The organism is Arthrobacter sp. 9MFCol3.1 (assembly GCF_000620385.1).
Taxonomy (GTDB): domain Bacteria; phylum Actinomycetota; class Actinomycetes; order Actinomycetales; family Micrococcaceae; genus Arthrobacter.
In genome coordinates this window covers 146,273-165,105 of sequence record NZ_JIBJ01000006.1, presented here as the reverse complement: position 1 = coordinate 165,105, position 18,833 = coordinate 146,273, and the positions used below count along the sequence as shown (strand labels likewise).

General features: G+C 69.4%; 15 protein-coding genes. 9 read left to right on the top strand and 6 right to left on the bottom strand.

Going from position 1 to position 18,833, the window contains the following annotated elements; genetic code table 11:
- Positions 1 to 71: 71 nt before the first annotated feature.
- From C560_RS0107845 to C560_RS21420, 3 genes are all read right to left on the bottom strand, one after another.
- On the bottom strand, positions 72 to 1,706 hold the full coding sequence (locus C560_RS0107845) for an LCP family protein (RefSeq protein WP_026537770.1): 1,635 nt from the start codon (positions 1,704 to 1,706) through the stop codon (positions 72 to 74).
- Between the two features lie 22 nt (positions 1,707 to 1,728).
- Positions 1,729 to 2,253: a 5-(carboxyamino)imidazole ribonucleotide mutase gene (purE, locus tag C560_RS0107840; protein ID WP_051533061.1), complete on the bottom strand. Its 525-nt coding sequence runs from the start codon at positions 2,251 to 2,253 to the stop codon at positions 1,729 to 1,731.
- Positions 2,254 to 2,336: 83 nt separating this feature from the next.
- Positions 2,337 to 3,485: a 5-(carboxyamino)imidazole ribonucleotide synthase gene (locus C560_RS21420; protein ID WP_043422772.1), complete on the bottom strand. Its 1,149-nt coding sequence runs from the start codon at positions 3,483 to 3,485 to the stop codon at positions 2,337 to 2,339.
- A gap of 268 nt (positions 3,486 to 3,753) precedes the next feature.
- Here C560_RS21420 and C560_RS0107830 point away from each other — a divergent pair, with 268 nt between their 5' ends.
- Positions 3,754 to 4,320: a GtrA family protein gene (locus tag C560_RS0107830; RefSeq protein ID WP_026537768.1), complete on the top strand. Its 567-nt coding sequence runs from the start codon at positions 3,754 to 3,756 to the stop codon at positions 4,318 to 4,320.
- A 62-nt stretch (positions 4,321 to 4,382) separates the two neighbouring features.
- Here the strand turns inward: C560_RS0107830 and C560_RS0107825 are convergent, their stop codons facing one another.
- Complete coding sequence (locus tag C560_RS0107825) at positions 4,383 to 5,087, bottom strand: TIGR03089 family protein (protein ID WP_026537767.1); 705 nt, start codon at positions 5,085 to 5,087, stop codon at positions 4,383 to 4,385.
- Positions 5,088 to 5,446: 359 nt separating this feature from the next.
- Between C560_RS0107825 and C560_RS22980 the strand changes: the two genes are divergently transcribed.
- Genes C560_RS22980 through C560_RS0107810 form a run of 3 tightly spaced genes read left to right on the top strand, consistent with a single transcriptional unit; the run spans position 5,447 to position 11,059 of the window.
- A complete protein-coding gene (locus C560_RS22980; RefSeq protein ID WP_081801649.1) occupies positions 5,447 to 5,989 on the top strand; it encodes a WhiB family transcriptional regulator in 543 nt (180 codons plus the stop codon).
- Positions 5,990 to 6,018: 29 nt separating this feature from the next.
- Entirely contained in the window at positions 6,019 to 9,411 is a 3,393-nt protein-coding gene (locus tag C560_RS0107815; RefSeq protein WP_026537766.1) for a glycosyltransferase family 2 protein, read from the top strand.
- Positions 9,404 to 11,059: a DUF5719 family protein gene (locus tag C560_RS0107810; RefSeq protein ID WP_026537765.1), complete on the top strand. Its 1,656-nt coding sequence runs from the start codon at positions 9,404 to 9,406 to the stop codon at positions 11,057 to 11,059. Before C560_RS0107815 ends, C560_RS0107810 begins: the two co-directional genes overlap by 8 nt.
- A 34-nt stretch (positions 11,060 to 11,093) precedes the next feature.
- On the opposite strand, the gene C560_RS0107805 is transcribed toward C560_RS0107810, so the two are convergent.
- On the bottom strand, positions 11,094 to 11,645 hold the full coding sequence (locus tag C560_RS0107805; protein WP_026537764.1) for a metallopeptidase family protein: 552 nt from the start codon (positions 11,643 to 11,645) through the stop codon (positions 11,094 to 11,096).
- A 166-nt stretch (positions 11,646 to 11,811) separates the two neighbouring features.
- Here C560_RS0107805 and C560_RS0107800 point away from each other — a divergent pair, with 166 nt between their 5' ends.
- The 5 genes from C560_RS0107800 to C560_RS0107780 all read left to right on the top strand — a co-directional run bounded on the left by C560_RS0107800 (position 11,812) and on the right by C560_RS0107780 (position 16,976).
- Positions 11,812 to 12,201, top strand: coding sequence for a DUF3499 domain-containing protein (locus C560_RS0107800; protein ID WP_026537763.1), 390 nt, complete (start codon positions 11,812 to 11,814; stop codon positions 12,199 to 12,201).
- A gap of 93 nt (positions 12,202 to 12,294) precedes the next feature.
- Positions 12,295 to 12,543, top strand: a complete 249-nt coding sequence (locus C560_RS0107795; RefSeq protein WP_018774679.1) for a hypothetical protein — start codon at positions 12,295 to 12,297, stop codon at positions 12,541 to 12,543.
- Between the two features lie 128 nt (positions 12,544 to 12,671).
- Positions 12,672 to 14,159, top strand: coding sequence for an adenosylhomocysteinase (ahcY, locus tag C560_RS0107790; protein WP_018774678.1), 1,488 nt, complete (start codon positions 12,672 to 12,674; stop codon positions 14,157 to 14,159).
- 158 nt (positions 14,160 to 14,317) lie between these two features.
- On the top strand, positions 14,318 to 15,544 hold the full coding sequence (locus C560_RS0107785) for a L,D-transpeptidase (protein WP_026537762.1): 1,227 nt from the start codon (positions 14,318 to 14,320) through the stop codon (positions 15,542 to 15,544).
- Positions 15,545 to 15,656: 112 nt separating this feature from the next.
- Complete coding sequence (locus C560_RS0107780) at positions 15,657 to 16,976, top strand: TIGR01906 family membrane protein (protein ID WP_026537761.1); 1,320 nt, start codon at positions 15,657 to 15,659, stop codon at positions 16,974 to 16,976.
- Between the two features lie 19 nt (positions 16,977 to 16,995).
- Here the strand turns inward: C560_RS0107780 and C560_RS0107775 are convergent, their stop codons facing one another.
- Entirely contained in the window at positions 16,996 to 18,825 is a 1,830-nt protein-coding gene (locus C560_RS0107775) for an AMP-dependent synthetase/ligase (RefSeq protein ID WP_026537760.1), read from the bottom strand.
- Positions 18,826 to 18,833: the final 8 nt, after the last annotated feature.

Here is an 18,833-nt window from a genome sequence, read left to right as displayed (position 1 = left end):
GTCTGATCAAATGAAATGGCTCGTCAACGAAATGTGGTCGCAGTTCTGCCGTCAGAACCGCTGCCGGGCGGTTAGAGCGGCGCGCACTGTCCGTTGGTGGCGACGAGGTCGCGGATGGACTGCTCGTCGCCGTTGCGCTTGAACTGGTTCAGCATCTCTTCGGTGATCGGCTCGCCGTCCGGCGTGGTGGTCACCGGGGTGAAGTCCGACGGCGCGGGCGGGGGCTCGGTGGCCGGGGCGGGGCCGGCGGCGGAGAGCGGCCCGGCGGCCGTTCCGGGCTGCAGGACGGCATCGTCACCGGCTGCGCCGGCGGACGGGCTGGCCAGCAGTTTGGCCACCCGCTCGTGGATGACGTCGAAGTCCGGGGACGTGGAGAAGGCAGCGTCGAAGTCGGGCGGACCGATGGTCAGGCGGCTGACGTCCTGTCCCTTGGCCTTCATGGCCAGGTCCACGAAACTGCCGAGCTGGCCGGAGGAGATGTTCGATTCGACCACCTTCGTGCCGGCCTTGGCGATGTCCTCAAACTTGGACAGCAGTGTTGCCGGGTCGAGCTGTTTGAGCATCGCCTGCTGCACGCACTGCTGGCGCTGGATGCGTGCGTAGTCGTCCACGAATTCCCGGGACCGGCCGTACCAGAGGGCGTGGAAGCCGTCGAGCGTCTGGTCTCCCGCCGGAATCCAGCCGTCCGGCATGCCGTGGATGCCGTTGGCCTCATCCACCATCGGCCCGCTGATGGGGACCCAGCCGCCGGCCTTGATCCGGATGCCGCCCATGGCGTCGATGAGCTTGGAAAAGCCGTCCATGTCCACGAGCACGTAGGCCTGGACCTTGATGCCCAGCGTTCCGGACACCGCTTCGAGGGTGGCCTGAGCGCCGGGGTCGGCCACGCCGGGATAGAGGTCCTGGTGCTGGTTGGTGACCTCGGTGTTGATCGCGTTGATCAGGCATTCGTCGCCGCAGTTGTAGCCTTCCGGGTACACCTGGCGCATCGGCGATTCCGCGCTGAACTGGGCGTTCTGCAGGTTGCGGGGCACGGAGATGATGGCCGTGCTGCCGGTCTTGGCATCGACGCTGATCACCGAGAGGCTGTCCGGCCGGCGGCCCGTGCGGTCCGCTCCGGCGTCGCCGCCCATCATCAGGAAGTTGTACCGGCCCTCGGATGGCTCCAGGGTGGGCCCGGAGCCGGAGAAGATGCTGCCGATGGCGTCGCGGCTGACGTTGAGCAGATAGGCCGCGTAGCCCAGGGATCCGCTGCTGAGGATCATGGCCAGCACGAGCGCCAGCACCACTGCGGGACGGACCCTGGGGGCGAGCAGCCCGGGCCGGATCAGCCGCAAGGTGTTCAGGAACAGGGCGGCCCAGCCGATGGCCAGGCACCCGAGGCCGAGCACCAGCAAGAGTGAGGGCACCGTGCCGGTGAGGAGGTTGATCAGCGTGGAGCGGGACACGAGCAGGAGCAGCACGGCCAGCAGGGCCAGCGCCCAGACCGTGAGGGTCACGCGCAGCGCAGCCCGACCAAGCCGGCGGTTGCCCGCGACGATTTGGGCGCTGCCGGGAACCAGCAGCGTCATGAGGATCAGGACGAACGCCCGCTTGGTGAGCACCGGGGACGGGGCGCCGGAGGGGTGCCGGACCGGGTCGCCCAATGGCCGCCCGGACTGCCCAGGGCTGTCAGTGCGGTGTGTGGGGGCGTAGCTGCTGCTCATGCCGGGATTCCTAATGGCTGCCTTAATTGCTGCTGCGCGGGGTGACGTTTCCGGCGGCGAACACTTCGCTGACTTTGTGCCGCAGGTTTGCGCCCTTCTGGGTTGCGGCGTCGTTCAGTTCCTGGGCGAACTCCAGGAGGTCCGCCCGGAGCTGGACGGCGAGTTCGTCCGTGCCCGAGGCCAGCATGCGCACGGCCAGGAGGCCGGCGTTGCGTGCGCCGCCGATTGAGACAGTGGCGACCGGAACGCCGGCCGGCATCTGCACGATGGACAACAGGGAATCCATGCCGTCCAGGGTCTTCAGCGGCACGGGGACGCCGATCACCGGCAGGGGAGTGACCGAGGCGAGCATGCCGGGAAGATGCGCGGCACCGCCGGCGCCGGCAATGATCAGGCGAAGACCGCGCTCGTGGGCAGTCTGGCCGTAGCGGATCATCTCCGTGGGCATCCGGTGGGCCGAGACGACGTCGGCTTCGAACGGGATTCCGAACTCGGCGAGGGCTTCGGCGGCGGCTTCCATGACCGGCCAGTCCGAATCCGAGCCCATCACGAGACCCACGAGCGGGGTGTCCGCGCGGGTGCCGGCGAGGGGGGTTCCTGCGTTGTTGGCGTCGGCGTTGCGTGCGGTGCTCATGCGGTCTCCTCGGAGGTTGCCGGCATTGCGCCGGCGTGGGTCCGGCCGTTCCGGATGATGTCGGCCACGGTGGTGGCCCGCTGCCGCACGGAGTCGACGTCGGCGGTGGAGGTTCCGACCAGGTTGACGTGGCCGATCTTCCGGCCCGGCCGGACGGCCTTGCCGTAGCAGTGCACCTTCGCGGCAGGCTCGCTCGCGAGGGCGGCGGGGAAGGCCGAATAGAGGTCCTGGTTGGCGCCCCCGAGGAAGTTCTTCATCACCACGACGGGCCCCAGCAGGTCGGTGGCTCCCAGCGGCAGGTTCAGGATGGCCCGCAGGTGCTGCTCGAACTGGCTGGTCACCGAGCCGTCCTGGGTCCAGTGCCCGGTGTTGTGCGGGCGCATGGCGAGTTCATTGATCAGGAAGCCGGTGCCCACGCCGGGGGTCTCGAAGAGCTCGACGGCCATGACGCCGGTCACGCCGAGTTCGCTGGCGATCCGGACCGCGGCGTTCTCCGCGGCTGCGGCAACATCGACGGGGATGTCCAGGGCCGGGGCAATGACTTCATCGCACACGCCGTCCACCTGGATGGTGTGCACCACCGGCCAGGCCCGTGTTTCACCGTCCGGCGTCCTCGCGACCATGGCCGAGAGCTCCCGGCTGAATTCCACCTTGGCTTCCGCCAGCAGGGGGGACATGGCCTCGAACCAGTCGGCGGAGGCCGCCGCGTCCTCGGCCGAGGACACGATGCGCACGCCCTTGCCGTCGTAGCCGCCGCGGGGCATTTTCAAAACCACCGGCCAGCCGGTCTGCTCGCCGAAGGCGACGAGGTCCGCGACATTGGCGACGGCGGCCCACGTGGGGTTCGGAAGCTCGAGCCGGTCGATCGCGGCGCGCATCACCAGCTTGTCCTGGGCGTTGACCAACGCATCCGGGCCGGGATGCACGTTCACGCCGGCACCAATCAAGGACCGCAGGTGCGCCGTGGGGACGTGCTCGTGGTCGAAGGTCAGAACGTCGAGGCCGCGGGAGAACTCGAGCAGATGCTCCAGGTCCTTGTAGTCTCCGACCGGGGCGTTAGCCACGGCAGAGACTGCGGAGACGTCCTCGCCTTCGGCGAGAACACGGAGCTCAAAGCCCAGGGCGGTCGCGGCAGGGGCCATCATTCGGGCAAGCTGGCCGCCGCCAACAACACCGATTACAGGAAAAGTCACAAGTCCCAGCCTACCGAAAACCTCACGGGAACCCGGCTTTTGGGGATTGGCAAGCGCGGGAACGGTGCCGGGGCGGGGGTTCCGGACCCTCCCGCCCGGCGCTTGGCGCCGGGTGCGCAGCGGGCCGCCTGAGCGGCCGCTGAGGGCGGACTCCCGGGAAACGGCGCTAAAATGGGCGTTTGGCCCAATGGCCGACAGTTCCAGAAGGCCACGGAGGGTCATGATTACTACACTTAACGAGCGCATGCGCGGGCTGGCCTCGCTGTTCTGGCGCGAAGTGGCCAAGTTCGGTGCCGTCGGCGGCATCGCGTTCGTCATCGATAACGGACTGACGTTTTACCTGATGCACGGTCCCATGACCGACAGCGAGGCCAAGGCCCGGTTCTTCGGGGCCAGCGTGGCGACGGTGTTCTCGTGGGTTGCGAACCGGTTTTGGACGTTCCGGCACCGCCGGCAGGCCAACGTGCTGCGCGAGTTCGTGATGTTCCTCATCATCAACGGAATCGGAATCGGCATCTCCACCGGCCTCACCGCCGTCGCGAAGTACGGCATGGGGGTCACCGACAAGAACATGCTCTTCCTGGCCGGGGTGGTCGGCATCCTGGTCGCGACCGTGGTCCGGTTCTTTGCCTACCGCTTCCTGGTGTTCAACCAGGAACTCGACGCAGAGCCGGAGTTCTCGCACGACCACGAGATCATCGAACGGCACCCGCACGCTCAGCCCGTTGCCACGACGGCCGGCAGGGAAGCCGTCAACGATCCGGAGCTGCCCGGCCCGCCGTCCTAAGGAGCCGCCGGCCCGGGGGATCAGTGCCTGGGGATCAGTGGCCCGGGATCAGTGCCTGGGGGTCAGTCCCCGCTGATGCGCTCGGCGTCCCGCAGCTTGCCGGTCACTTCTACCTCGGGGTGTACCAGGACCACCGAACCGTCGGCCTTCCAGGTTCCCAAGGACTGCGCAAGGACGGCTTCGAGGCCGTCGGCCGCCGGAACTAGCAGCCGCAGGCCGGGGTCCTGGGCCGCGGCAAAACCGTCCAGGAGTGCCGCATGCGCATGGGCTGCGCCGTCGGAGGTGCGGACCGCGAGGCGTTCCGCCTCAGGGTCCACGTGGGGCATGAAAATGTCGCCATGGGAGCGGACCTCGGCGGCATAGTCGAGGACGCCGCTGGGCAGCTCGCCCGTCCACCGCATGGCCAGCGCCGGCAACGACACGGCCAGGACGGCGTCGAACCCGCCCGCGGCAGCGCCCGGACCCGGGTCCGCGGTGGCCAGCAGGTCCGCCTCCGCGTCATCGAAAACCACTTCCATGCCGAGCTGCCAGGCCGCGAGGGCCAGGATCACCGACTTCCAGTGCGCGGGCAGGTCCAGGCGCAGCCGCATGCCCGGTTCGGCGTCGAGTTCGTCCTGCAGCAGGTTGGAAGTCTTCGCCACCCAGTTGTCCAGCACGCGGCCAGAGAGTTCAACCCGTTCCGAATCGGGGCCGTACCAGGTCAGCCGGGGCGCCGTGGCCTGGCCGGACCGCAGCGCTGTCATCAGTTCGATTGCCGGAATGCTCATGCCCTCATCTTGCCACGGCCCATCCCACCGCCCGCTCCGTGACGTCCGTCACCCCGGCGGCTCCCGCGTCCGGCGGGCTCCGCGCGGGGCGTGGGAAAATTTCCCGAAAATTCAATGAAAAGCCCCGAAAGTGCTCAGTACCCTGATTATTCCGCGGGTTCTCGCGGGAGAGGCGAAAAAATTCCGGGCGTGGCGTGCCTCCACTTTGTGTATCAAGTTGATTATTATCTCCGCCGTGGCTTGACTCCCGGATACTTACACGCGTGTAATTAGTTATCTAAAGCCACTGCACAAAAACCGGCACTCAACCGAGTGTCCAAGGGGGTCTTGCAGTGGCTGCAAATCAGGAGGGGGACGCCATGGGGCTAGCAGAGCGTATCCATGAAGATGCCGTAGTTGCCGGCCAGGCCACGGCGAAATACCGGTCGCGCGGCGTGCCGACTGACTGGTACGTAGATCCGGCGGATCCGGACGCGGCTGACCGCTATAACGAACACACCCAGGATTCCCTGCAGGAGGCCGCCACGGCCTTCCTCGCAGCGCACGACGAACTCTTGGCCGGCCCGGATCTTGACGCCGATCCCCTCGACCCGCCGATGGAGCTGCAGTCGCCCGGTACCGGTACCTCCGCGCAGCCCGTCTGGATTGGTCTGCCGTCCCGGCAGGAATTCGACGACGAGGGCGAGCTCGGCTGGCAGACCGATGCCCTGTGCGCCCAGACTGATCCCGAAGCCTTCTTCCCTGAAAAGGGCGGCTCTACCCGCGACGCCAAGAAAGTCTGCGGCGCCTGCAACGTGCGTTCCCAGTGCCTCGAATACGCCTTGTCCAACGACGAGCGCTTCGGGATCTGGGGAGGCCTCTCCGAGCGCGAGCGGCGCCGGCTTAGGAAGCGAGCAGTCTAATTCTTCAAGAAGTACGAGTCACCGCCGTCGTGGTCGCCCACGACGGCGGTGATTTTCTCCCCAGGACCCTTGCGGCGCTGGCGGCCCAGACGCGGCCGGCCGACGCCGTTATCGGTGTCGACACCGGCTCCCGCGACCACTCCGCCGCCCTCCTCGAACAGGAACTGGGCAAGGCCAACGTCACTGTCTTCGACCAGCCCAGGTCCGGCATGGGCGCAGCGGTCATGGCCGGGCTCACGGCCCTCGCGCCGTGGCCTGCGGAGGGCTCATCCGATGCCGTGCCGGGAGCCGACTGGATCTGGCTGCTGCACGACGACGCCGCCCCGGCACCCGAGGCCCTGGCCGAACTCCTTCGTGCGGTCGAACGGGCGCCGTCGGTCACGGTGGCAGGCTGCAAGCAGCTGGACTGGCATGCCGAGCGGCGGCTGATCGACGTCGGACTCTCCACGAGCCGTTGGGCCGAGCGGCTGACGCTGATCGACGCCGACGAGCTCGACCAGGGCCAGTACGACGGCCGCAGCGATACCTTTGCGGTCAATTCCGCCGGCATGCTGGTCCGCCGCGACATCTGGGAGGAGCTCCGGGGCTTCGATCCCGCCTTGCCGGGAAGCGGCGACGACGTCGACTTCTGCTGGCGCAACCGCCTCGCCGGGCACCGCGTGGTGGTGGTCCCCAGCGCCAGGATGTTCCATGTCTCGCACCGTCCCCACGCCCTGGGCAACGCGACTGCCGCGCGCAAGGCACAGGTGCACCTGCGGCTCAAGCACGCGGCCGGCTGGAAAGTCCCGCTGCACGCGGTCGGCGCCCTGCTGGGCAGCCTTTTCAAACTCGTCCTCAGCATTGCGGTCAAGGACCCGGGGCACGGGTTCACCCAACTGCTGGCAACCTTTGGCGCGCTGGGGCGCCCGGCGGCGGTGATCCGCGGACGCCGCAACGCCGCGCGCACCCGCCGGATCAGGCGCTCCGTCATGAAGGGGCTGCAGACGCCGCGCCGTGAGGTCTGGGCACACCGGCGCTCCCTGATTGAGGCGCTCGGCGCCGACGACTTCGGCGACGAACCCACAGGACCCGGTCCGCTGACCGAGCAGCCCACCGGCAACACTGGCGACGCCGACGACTTCGCCTCCATCGCCACCCCGGACCGCGGTTGGGTGGGTAGCGGTGCGGTGCTGGCCATCCTCCTGACCCTGGCGGTCTCCCTGACGGGACTGCTCAGCCTGTTCCGGGCCCCGGCCGTCTCCGGTGGCGCATTGATCCCCGTCTCAGTGCGCCTCTCCGAAATCTGGAACCATGCCTCCACCTGGTGGATCAGTCTCGGCGCTGGCCTTCCGGGCCACGGCGACCCCTTCGGCTACCTGCTGTGGGTGCTGGGTGTGCTCGGCGCCGGCGATGCCAACGGCGGCGTCGGCTGGCTGTTGATCCTCGCCATGCCGCTGTCCGCGCTGGGCGCGTGGTTCGCTGCCGGCGCCCTGACCACACGCCGGAGGCTGCGCCTGGCGGCCGCCCTGTTGTGGGCCGCGGCGCCGGCACTCCAGGTTTCCCTTAACCAGGGCCGGCTGGGCGCCTTGGCCGCGCACGTCATGATCCCGGTGCTCGTCCTGGCGCTGCTCCGGGCGACCGGCACCGCCGCGGGCCGCGGCGTCCATGCCGTCCCGGCCCCGGGCCAGGGACGGCTCACCCCCATGCCGGCCGCCCGTCCCGGCGTCAACGGGACGCCGTCGTGGACGGCTGCGGCCGCCGCGGGCCTCGCCCTGGCCGTGGTCACCGCCGCTGCGCCCTCGCTGCTGCTGCCGTCCATGGCCGTCGTGGCCCTCTGCGGGGTGCTGTTGGGCCGGCGCGGCCGCACGGTGTGGTGGGCGCTCCTGCCCAGCCTGGCACTGTTCCTGCCCTTCGCCTTCTCGGTCCTGGACCGGCCGCGCGCGCTCCTGGCCGACCCGGGCCTGCCGCTCGGTTTCGACGCCGCCCCACTGTGGCAACAGGCCCTGGGCCAGCCGTTGAACTTCGACGCCGGCGCCGGACTCACCGGGCTCAGCGCCTTCGGCGGGTCCGCCGCGGGCTCCGCCGGGCTGGGCGGTCTGCCGTGGGCGCTGCTGCTGGCCCTGCTGTTCGGGCTGCCGGTGCTCCTGCTGGCCCTCGCCGCCCTGTTCATGCCGCGCCGGCTTGTGCTGGCCGGACGCACCCGGACGGCACGCTGCCTGTGGGCCGTGGCGGTCCTGATGCTGGCCGGCGGCTGGCTCGCCGGGCATGTCGCCTCCGGCGCCAGCGCCGAGGTGCTGGTCACGCCGTTCCCCGGCCCCGCTGTTTCGGCGGCCGGGTTCGCGTTCCTGGGCGCTGCCCTGATCGCCGCCGAAGGACTCCTGGACGCCGCCGGCCGGACCGCCGGTACCGGACTGGCGCGGAAGATCCTGATCCGCGGCACGGCCGCGGCATCCATGGTCCTGCTGCTGGCCGCGCCACTGGCCGGGTTCACCGTGTGGACCGCACAAAACCTGCTGCAGCCCACGTCGCAGACACCAACACAGGCACTGGCCGCCGCAGCACCGGCCGGCCTCGGGACCCCGAGGCTCGTCCAGCCTGCCCAGGCCCGCACCCTGCCCGCCACGGCGGTTGACCGCGGCGAGGGCCCGGAACAGTCCAGGACGCTCCTGATTGCCAGCAACGAGGACGGAAGCTTCGACGCAACACTCATGCGCGGAGCCGGGACCACCCTGGACGCACTCTCAACGATTGCCGCTGCCCGCAACATCATGGGGGCGCCGGGCCAGGAGACGGTCCGCGACGACGACGCCGTCGCCGGATCGCTCCGGAACGTCGTGGCCACCATCGTGGCCGGCGAAGGCGTGGATCCGCGGGCAGACCTCGAGCGGCTTGGCGTCGGCTTTGTCGTGCTCCGGGTCGCCGATTCCGCCTCCGAGTTGACGGCCAGCCGCATGGACGCAGTCCCCGGACTCGTCGCCGTCGGCCAGACGGGGACGGGCTGGCTCTGGCGGGTCAGCCCGCTGGGCCGGCCCGGCATCACGGACTCCGACGTCGCGCACCGGGTCCGTGTGGTGGACGGCAGCGGCACCGCCATCGGCCTGCTCCCTTCGGAAGAAGTCTCGGCCGCCGGCACCGTCCCGGCCGGCCCCGAGGGCCGCCTGGTGGTGCTCGCCGAGCGGGCCGATCCGGGCTGGAGCGCCTGGCTCGACGGGCGCCGCCTGACCTCAACGACGTCGGGATGGTCCCAGGCCTTCACGCTGCCGGCCCAGGGCGGCCAGTTGAGCATCCGTTATGAAGCGCCGTGGGCTGTCCTGATCGGATTTGCGCAGGCCGTGATGATCGGGCTGACCGTCCTCCTGGCCGTGCCCATGCCTGCCCGCCGGTCCAACACCGGCCTGTCCAGGGACGAAGCCTCCCTGCGTAAGGAACACCAGCATGTCTAAGGGCGACAACGAAAAAGAAACCGAAACCGAGACGGGTCCGTCGCGGCGGAAGCGGGGCCTGCCTCGGGTCGGAGTGATCGGCGGGATCCTCTCCGCGGCCGCCCTCGTTGCCGCGGGCGGGGGCCTGGTGTCGGCGGCGTCGCTGACGCCCCAAAGCCCCGCCAGCAGGCAGCTTGAGGCCCCCGTCGCCGCGGTTCCGGCCGGCAGCAGCGTAGGGGTCTGCCCGGGTCCGGCCCGGCTGCTCGAGGGCACCCCTGTGGGCACCGACCCCCAGTTCAGTCCGGAATCCGCCACCGCGAAGACGGCCGTCAGCGCTGCCGTGCTCGGCTCAAGCGCGGGCATCATCCCCGGCAGCCGGCTCGCCCCGCTGAAGGGTGCTGCCCTCGCCGAAATCGCGCCGGGCGCAGCGCCCACAGCTTCCGCGCCCCCAGCCTCCGCGGCTGCGGCCCGCACGCCCGTGCTGGTCGCCGGCGTCGTGCCCCAGCGCGAGGTGGACAACATCAGCGTCCTCAGCGCGGATGCCCAAAACAACCACCAGGCAGCTGCCGGCGCCGTCCTGAGCTACACGGCCGAGGACGGGGACCTGCAAGGTTCCGCGGCCGCCGCCTGCCAGCAACCCGGCAACGATCTGTGGCTGGTCGGCGCCAACACGGCCCTCGGCCGGTCGGCAGTCCTGAACCTGACCAATGCCTCCAGCACGCCGGCGACCGTGAGCCTGGACCTCTTTGGCGCCGAGGGCCCGATCCAGGCTCCCGGAAGCCGCGGCCTGCTGGTGGCACCCGGCACCACCCGCTCCATAATCCTGGCCGGGCTCGCGCCGGGACAGGAACGGCTCGGCGTGCGGGTCCGCAGCACCGGCGGCCCGGTGGCCGCCGTGATCCAGCAAAGCGTGCTCCGCGGCCTCACGCCCGGCGGCGTCGACTTCATCACTCCCGGCACCGCCCCATCCGTCAGCCAGGTGGCCACCGGTCTCGAAATCCAGGACCCCGCGGCGCTGGCCGCGCTCAAGGCAAAGCCCGGCTTCGCCGACGCGGGCCCGGCCCTGGAAGTCGCCGTGCCGGGTGCCGCCGACGCCGTGGTCGAGATCAAGCTGTACGGTCCGGACGGCCAGAAAGCGTTGCCCGGCGGCGGGGTGGTCACGGCAAAGGCCGGCGCGGTCACGGAAGTTTCCCTGGCCGGGGTCCCGGCCGGGACCTACACGGTGGCGGCGAGCTCTGACGTCTCGTTCGCGGCCACAGCCCGGCTCACGCGGGGACTGCAGTCCGGGGACGCGGCGGACATCGCCTTTTCCGCCGCCTCGGCCCGGCTGGGCAGCCAGCACATCGTTGCGGTTCCGCGCACCGGAGACCGGCAGCTCGTCCTCGGTGCCCCTGCCGGCGGCGCGGCAGTGACCTACACCCCGATCACGGCGGACGGCAAGATCCGGACCGCAGGAACCGCCGAGATTGCCGGCGGAACCACCACGACCATCAAGATCCCCGCGGACGTGGGCGGCTCGCCGCTCGTGGGCTATGTGGTGTCCGCCGCCGGGGAACCGGCGTACGGGGCACTGGTCCTGGCGCGGGACGGCCGGCAGGACATTTCCGCGGTGCCGCTGGCACCGGAAGCGGCAGGACAGCGGCAGGTACCCGTCACGCTGGGCTACTAGGGCTACTAGGGCAGGACGTCAGGCGCGGCTCCGGCTAATACCGGCGGCGATAGACGGGGTCGAGTGACTCCGGGGGTACGCCGAGCATCTCGGCCGTGTATTCCACGACGACGTCGTGCACGAGGTCCTGCAGCTCGTCCCGGGTTCCGCACGCCTGCTCCACGACCCGGCGGTACAGCGTGATGACCGGTCCGTCCTCGGCCGTCGCTGCCGTGAAGGCGCCCATCGGCGCGGGCGTGCGGTCCGCCACGAGCTGCTCCAGGCCCGGGGGGATCTCGTCAACGGCGAAGCGGACGCCGTCGAGCGGCTTGCCCCAGATGTCGTGCAGCCGCTGGGCCGAGTCCAGGACGAAGTCATCGAAGCGGTCGGAACGGGTCCGGTACCCGGGCAGGGTGGGGAGCATGAGCTCACCGCGAAGGCCCCGGCCGTGCCGGTTCCTGCGGCGCTGCCGGAAGCTCTTTGCCTGGACAGCGGCGGGCGACCCGGCCAGAGGCGCGCCGGCGGGGCCGGAACCGGCGCCTGTGCGTCCGGCGTCGGGGTCAGCCAACCGGACCGTGAAACCCGAATCGTGGTGCGATGACTGCATATCTTGACTCTAAACCCGCGCAATGAAATACGCGATACAGCCCCGACGGCGATCCGCCGCCGCGCCGCCGCCGCGCCGCCGCGGCCCCGCCGCGGCCCCGCCGCGGCACAACCACCGCCGTTTCAATGCACAGCCCCCGGTCCGAGGGGGAGTAGTCTGTGATGTCGTGGGTGCAATTCGTATTTGTTCTAGGTCTGCCTGCCGCAATTCTGCGGTGGCCACTTTGACGTACGTCTACGCCGACTCCACAGCCGTCCTGGGCCCGCTGGCGACGTACGCCGAACCGCACTGCTACGACTTGTGCGAACAGCACGCGGACTCGCTGACCGTGCCGCGCGGCTGGGAAGTCATGCGGCTCGCTATGCCCGCGACCCCGGCCGGTCCCGGCCCCGACGATCTCCTGGCCCTCGCCAACGCAGTCCGCGAGGCGGCCTCCCGTCCGGCTGCGGCGGAAACGGCGAAGGGGCAGCGCACGCTGCACCCGGCGCTGGAAGCCCCGGCCCCGGCCGAGGGCGCCCGGCGGGGACATCTGCGCGTCCTGCGCGAACCTTCCTAAGCCGCCAACTGGCGGTAGGGTGGAAACTGCAAAAAGCCGTCAGCCACTTAGCCACCGGCGCCCTGTTGCGGCGCCCATCAGGGAGCGTTCACCATGCCCAAGCTCAGTTCCGAACTGTTGTCTGTCCTGCGATGCCCCGTCACCGGCTCCGGCCTGGTGCAGGAAGGCGACGAGCTCGTCACCGTCACGGCAGATGGCGCCGGAAACAAGCTGCGGTACAAGATCGAGGACGGCATCCCGCTGCTGCTGCCGCCGGAACTGCTGCCCGCCGCTGCGGCCGCGGCCGCTGATCAGCACGACGCCGGCCCGCACGCCGCCGCCCCGCGCCACGCCGCCGAATAGCGGCCCGCAAGATCGCTGCCGGGCACCCATCGGGGAGGCCCGCGGCACCGAATGACTGCTTAGATACTTCAAATCCAGAATCACCAGCACCAGGCACGCAATGCCACCGGCCACAACAAAGGATGCACATGACTTTCGATTACAAGATTGCGGACATTTCCCTGGCCGAGGCGGGCCGCCACCAGATCCGCCTCGCCGAGCACGAGATGCCCGGACTCATGTCCCTGCGCGAGGAGTTCGGCGCCAGCCAGCCGCTCAAGGGCGCCCGGATCGCCGGATCGCTGCACATGACCGTCCAGACCGCGGTGCTGATCGAGACCCTGACCGCCCTCGGCGCCGAAGTCCGCTGGGCCTCCTGCAACATCTTCTCCACCCAGGATGAAGCCGCTGCCGCAGTGGTGGTCGGCAACGGCACCGTCGAGGACCCCCAGGGCGTCCCCGTCTTCGCATGGAAGGGCGAGACGCTGGAGGAGTACTGGTGGACCGCCCAGCAGATCCTCACCTGGCCGGGCGCCGACGCCAACCCTGAGCTGGGTCCGAACATGATCCTGGACGACGGCGGCGACGCCACCATGCTGGTGCACAAGGGTGTCGACTTCGAGGCCGCCGGCGCCGTCCCCGCCGCCGCCGAGGACGAGTCCGAGGAAGGCCGGGTGTTCCTGGACGTGCTGCGCGCCTCCCTCGAGGCCGACCCGCAGAAGTGGACCCGCATCGGCGCCCTCCTGCTTGGCGTCACCGAGGAGACCACCACGGGCGTGCACCGCCTGTACCAGCTGGCGGAGCAGGGCAAACTGCTCTTCCCGGCCATCAACGTCAACGACTCTGTCACCAAGAGCAAGTTCGACAACAAGTACGGCATCCGCCACTCCCTGCCGGACGGCATCAACCGCGCCACCGACGTCCTGATGGGCGGCAAGGTCGCCGTCGTCTGCGGTTACGGCGACGTGGGCAAGGGCGCAGCGGAGGCCTTCCGCGGCCAGGGTTCGCGCGTGATCGTCACGGAGATCGACCCCATCTGCGCGCTCCAGGCAGCCATGGACGGCTACCAGGTCGCCAAGCTGGAATCCGTCCTCAGCGAAGGCCACATCTTCATCACCACGACCGGCAACAAGGACGTCATCATGGCCGAGCACATGGCCGCGATGCGTGACAAGGCGATCGTGGGCAACATCGGCCACTTCGACAATGAGATCGACATGGCCGGCCTGGCACGGGTCCCCGGCATCAAGAAGGTCGAGATCAAGCCGCAGGTGCACGAGTGGGTCTTCGAAGCAGACCCGGCCACGGGAAAGGGCAGCCGATCCATCATCGTCCTGTCCGAAGGCCGCCTGCTGAACCTGGGCAACGCCACCGGACACCCCTCGTTCGTCATGAGCAACTCCTTCGCCAACCAGACGATCGCCCAGATTGAACTGTTCACGAAGGCCGGCCAGCCCGAGGGCGAGCGTGAATACGAGAACCAGGTGTACGTCCTGCCCAAGATCCTGGACGAGAAGGTCGCCCGCCTGCACCTCGGTGCCCTCGACGTGGAGCTGACAGAGCTGTCCAAGGAGCAGGCCGAGTACCTGGACGTCGACGTGGCCGGACCGTACAAGCCCGGTCATTACCGATACTAGGAAACCCTCCCAAAGGGCCCCGGACGAAGGTCCGGGGCCCTTTGTTGTGACCGTTTTGGGGGCACTTTTGTAACCGGATCGTGGTCGAATCGGGCCGGGGTTCCAAGGTAATTCGCTTATGCTGGCAAGATGACGTGTGGAAACGCCCGGGTCCTGTGATGGCCCTGAAGACCTGGAGCACCGGCCGAAAGATCGCCCTGCTGGGGGTGCTCTGCGCCCTGGCAGCCGGCGGCGGAGCCTTCGCCGCGGCGGCTCCGGGGCTGGCCCAGTCCGGGATTTCCTCCGAGGCCGGGTCCCCGGCCCGGACGACGCCGGGACTCGCCGTCCCGGTGGTGGCGCCCGCGGAACTGGCCGTCACGCCCGCCGACGGCGCCAAGCAGGTCAACCCTGCGGCGCCGGTTTCCCTCAAGGTCACGAACGGCCGGATTGACCGGGTGGCCCTGACAAGTGACGGCGGCGACGCCGTCGACGGCACCTTGGGTCCGGACGGGTCCGCCTGGACGTCTTCCGGCGACCTGACGTTCAACACGCGGTACAACTTCACCTACTCCGTGGTGGACGACGCGGGACGCGAGACCCACAGCACGCGCGCGTTCACCACCGTCTCGACCGCCAACGAGGCCGACGCCGCCATTTACCCCCTGGACGGGATGAAGGTGGGTGTGGCCCAGCCCCTGCAGGTCACCTTCAGCGAGCCGGTCCTGAACCGGGACGCCGTCGAAAAGGCGATCAAGATCACCTCGACGTCCGGCCAGGTGGGTGATTTCCACTGGTTCAACAACAACACTGTCAGGTACCGGCCGGAGGCCTTCTGGGCCGCGAACAGCACCATCACCATGGACATGAAGCTGTTCGGCGTCGAGCTCGGCAACGGGCAGGTCGGCAACTTCAACAAGACCGTAACGGTCCACATCGGCGACAAGAAGGTGGCCGTTGCCGACGCCAAGGCCCATACGTTCTCGGTCAGCGTCAACGACAAGCCGGCCGGGCGCTGGCCGGCGACCATGGGCGACACCCGGTTCCCGTCGGCACGGGGCTTCCTGGTGTTCATGGAGAAGCACCGGGTGGAGCACATGGATGCCTCCACGATCGGGCTCAAACCGGGGGACCCGGCCTACTACGGACAGCTTGACGTCAACTACGCCACGCGCCTGACGCCCAGCGGGGAATTCATCCACCAGGCCACGGAGTCCGCGATGCCCTACATCGGCAAGTTGAACCTCTCCCACGGCTGCATCGGCCTGGGTCCGGACGGCGCGAAGTGGGTCTTTGACAATATGACCACCGGCGACGTCGTCCAGGTGGTGAACACCGAGGGGGAGTACGCCAACTTCGATGACGGTTTCGGGGACTGGAACATCCCTTGGGCCCAATACGCCAACTGACGGGGTGGCACCTCGCTGAGCCCAATCCTCTGACGGTAGGCTCAGAGCCAGATAAGTTGCGCAGCCGGGCGCAGGCCGGGCAGCGCAGAAGCCTACGGAAGCGAAGCTCCACGTGACTGACAAGAGTCCCACCCCTCCCGACCGTCCGGATCCGCACCTGGACCCGTCGGACGACACCGACGAGCCGGCGTTCGACTGGATGAAGCCGGCCTCCGCCGGCAAGCCCGCGGCCGGCAGTCCGGCAGGTTCAGCCGCAGCAGCGGGCACGACAGCCGGCCCGGCAGGTACGGCTGCAGCAGCGGGCACGGCAGGTTCAGCCGCAGCAGCCGGCCCGGCAGCTGGCACGGCAGCGCCGTCGGAAACGACCACCGCCGGCCAGCCGGAGAGCCGTGCCGACCGCAAGGCGGCCGAGGCCGCCGCCACAGGCCAGACGAATGGTGGCCAGACGAATGCTGCCCAGCCGGATGCTGCCCCCTCGGATTCCCTCACGGCGGATGACGACGAGCGCAGGGCAGGAGCTGGTGCATCAGCCGGCGCACGTCCGGACTCCGCCGCCGAGGACGAAGTCGAACGCCGCAACGCCGAACGCCGGACTGCCGAACGCGAGCAGGCGGCCAAGGCCAAGCCCGTCCTCCCGCGGGTGCTTCAGGTGCTGCTCGCCGTGTTCTACCCGGTCATCCTGCTGGTGCTCGCCGTCCGCGCCGTGACCAGCCCGCTGTTCCTCTGGGTGGAATACAACCGTCCGGGCTTCCCCGGCGACGGCTACGGCTTCAGCACCGATGACCGCATGACCTACGGGTCCTACGCGGTGGACTACCTCAGCAACTGGTCGGGCCCCCGCTACCTCGGCGACCTTGTGGACCAAAGCGGGGAGCGGCTGTTCAAGGACGGCGAAGTCAGCCACATGGCCGACGTCAAGGCCGTGATCCTGTCCACTTTCGGCGCCGGTACCCTGCTGATCCTGCTGGGCCTGGCTGCCGTGATCTACCTCAAGCGGCGCCACAGCGGGGGAGTCCGCCGCGGCCTGTTCGCCGGCTCGATCGTCACCCTCGCGCTCATCATCGGCCTCGGGACCCTCGCCGTGCTCGGCTGGGAGCAGTTCTTCACCGATTTCCACCGTATTTTCTTCGCCAACGGCACCTGGACCTTTACGCTTCAGGACACCCTGATCCGGCTTTTCCCGGGCCAGTTCTGGATGGACGCCGGGATTGCGATCGGGAGCCTCGTGCTGCTTGCGTCCCTGGTCACCCTCGTCCTGACCTGGCCCACGCGCCGGCGCCGCGGCCTTGGCAAGAAGGCTGCCAGCACGGCCAAGGGCACGGACCCCGGTGCAGGCGCCGGCACTGACGCCACCGCCGAGGCTGCGCCCGCCGCGGACGGCACGGCCGGCAGCGACGCAGAGGGCGGAACACGCACCCGGCACACCGTCTGACGACGGGCCAGTTGCCAGGTCAGCCGTAGATGCGGTTGATGTGCTGTTCGTAGTCCCGCACGACGGCGGCCCGCTTGAGTTTGAGCGAGGGGGTCAGGTGCCCTGATTCCACGGTGAAGTCGGCGTCCAGGATGACGAAGCTGCGGATGGACTCGGCCTTGGAGACCGTGAGGTTCGCCGCATCGATGGCTTCCTGGATTGCTGCCCGGACCGTCTGGTCTGCGGCGGCTTCGGCCGGCGCCATGACGGGCACCTTCCGGGCCGTGCACCAGTTGCGCAGTCCTTCCGGGTCCAGGTTGACCAGTGCCGAGACGAAGGGCCGGCCGTCGCCAACCACCACGGCCTGGCCGACCAGCTGGTGCTCCCGGATCTTCTCCTCGAGCGGGCCCGGGGCGACATTCTTGCCGCCGGCCGTGACCAGCAGGTCCTTCTTCCGGCCCGTGATGGTCAGGAATCCGTCCTCGTCGAGGGAGCCGAGGTCACCGGTCCGGAAGAAACCGTCCACGAACGCCTCAGCGTTGGCGGCCTCGTTGGCGTGGTAGCCCTTGAAGACTCCGATGCCCTTGACCAGGATCTCGCCGTCGTCGGCCACCCGGACCGTGGTGCCCGGCACAGGGATGCCGACTGTGCCCACCTTGGTCCGTGCCGGGGTGTTGGCCGTGCAGGGCGCCGTGGTTTCGGTCAGGCCGTAGCCTTCCAGGACGGGGATGCCCGCGCCGCGGAAAAAATGGGCGTCGTTGGAGCTCAGGGGGCTGGCGCCGGAGACCGTGTACCGCAGCTGGCCGCCGAAGGCCTGCCGGAGCCTGGGGTACAGGAGCCGGTCGAAGACTGCGTGCCTGGCACGCAGGAGCAGCCCTGGGCCCGTGCCGTTGCCCCGGGAAGCGGCGTCGAGGGCCTTGGAGTAGTCGATCGCGGCCGCCGCTGCGGCCGTGAAGACCCGTTCCTTGCCGGCGGCGGCTGCCTTCTGCTCGGCTCCGGCGTAGACCTTTTCGAAGATCCGCGGGACCACCAGTAGGAAGGTGGGTTTGAAGCTTGCCAGGTCTTCCAGCAGTTCCTTGGCGCTGGCGGTGTGGCCGAGGGTGGAGCCGGCGCTCAGGCAGACCACCTGCACCGCCCGGGCCAGGACGTGTGCCAGGGGCAGGAACATCAGCGTCCGGGAACGCGGCTGCATGAGGAGTTCGGGCAGGAACAGGACGATGTTCTTGGCCACCAGGGCAAAGTTGGCGTGGGTGATCTCGCAGCCCTTGGGCTTGCCGGTGGTGCCCGAGGTGTAGACCAAGGACGCAACATCCGCCAGGGAGGCGGCGGTGCGGTGGCGTTCCAGCTCGGCGTCGGTCACCCCGGCGCCGGCCGCGGCCAGGCTCGCCAGGTTCGGTGCGGCGCCGTCGTGCTCCATCCGCACGACGGCGACAAGCCGGTCGCCGAGGACGGTGGAGGCGTCCAGGACGCCCTGGACGAGGGCGGCCCTGGCGTGGTCCTCGACGAACACCCGCCGGGCCCCCGAATCATGGAGAATCCACTCGACCTGGGCAGCGGAGGAGGTCTCGTAGATCGGGACGGTGACGCCGCCGGCGAACCAGATGGCAAAGTCCACCACCGTCCATTCGTACCGGGTGGCGGACATGACCGCGACGGTTTCGCCCGGCGTGAGTCCGCCGGCGATCAGGCCCTTGGCCAGGGCAGTGACCTGCTCCAGGAAGTGTTGGACGGAGACGTCGGTCCAGCCGCCAGGGCCCTTGCGGGAGTAGAGGGCGTGCACGGGATCCTTCGCGTGCTGCTCCAGGAGCAGATCGGTCACGTTGCTCTCCGGGTCCAGCTCCACGAGCAGTCCGGTGCTTGCTTCTCTCACAGCCGAGT

Coding starts and splice junctions, on each gene's coding strand:
- C560_RS0107845 (WP_026537770.1), bottom strand. CDS start 1,706: ATGAGCAGCAGCTACGCCCCCACACACCGCACTGACAGCCCTGGGCAG.
- purE (WP_051533061.1), bottom strand. CDS start 2,253: ATGGGCTCGGATTCGGACTGGCCGGTCATGGAAGCCGCCGCCGAAGCC.
- C560_RS21420 (WP_043422772.1), bottom strand. CDS start 3,485: ATGATGGCCCCTGCCGCGACCGCCCTGGGCTTTGAGCTCCGTGTTCTC.
- C560_RS0107830 (WP_026537768.1), top strand. CDS start 3,754: ATGATTACTACACTTAACGAGCGCATGCGCGGGCTGGCCTCGCTGTTC.
- C560_RS0107825 (WP_026537767.1), bottom strand. CDS start 5,087: ATGAGCATTCCGGCAATCGAACTGATGACAGCGCTGCGGTCCGGCCAG.
- C560_RS22980 (WP_081801649.1), top strand. CDS start 5,447: ATGGGGCTAGCAGAGCGTATCCATGAAGATGCCGTAGTTGCCGGCCAG.
- C560_RS0107810 (WP_026537765.1), top strand. CDS start 9,404: ATGTCTAAGGGCGACAACGAAAAAGAAACCGAAACCGAGACGGGTCCG.
- C560_RS0107805 (WP_026537764.1), bottom strand. CDS start 11,645: ATGCAGTCATCGCACCACGATTCGGGTTTCACGGTCCGGTTGGCTGAC.
- C560_RS0107795 (WP_018774679.1), top strand. CDS start 12,295: ATGCCCAAGCTCAGTTCCGAACTGTTGTCTGTCCTGCGATGCCCCGTC.
- ahcY (WP_018774678.1), top strand. CDS start 12,672: ATGACTTTCGATTACAAGATTGCGGACATTTCCCTGGCCGAGGCGGGC.
- C560_RS0107785 (WP_026537762.1), top strand. CDS start 14,318: ATGGCCCTGAAGACCTGGAGCACCGGCCGAAAGATCGCCCTGCTGGGG.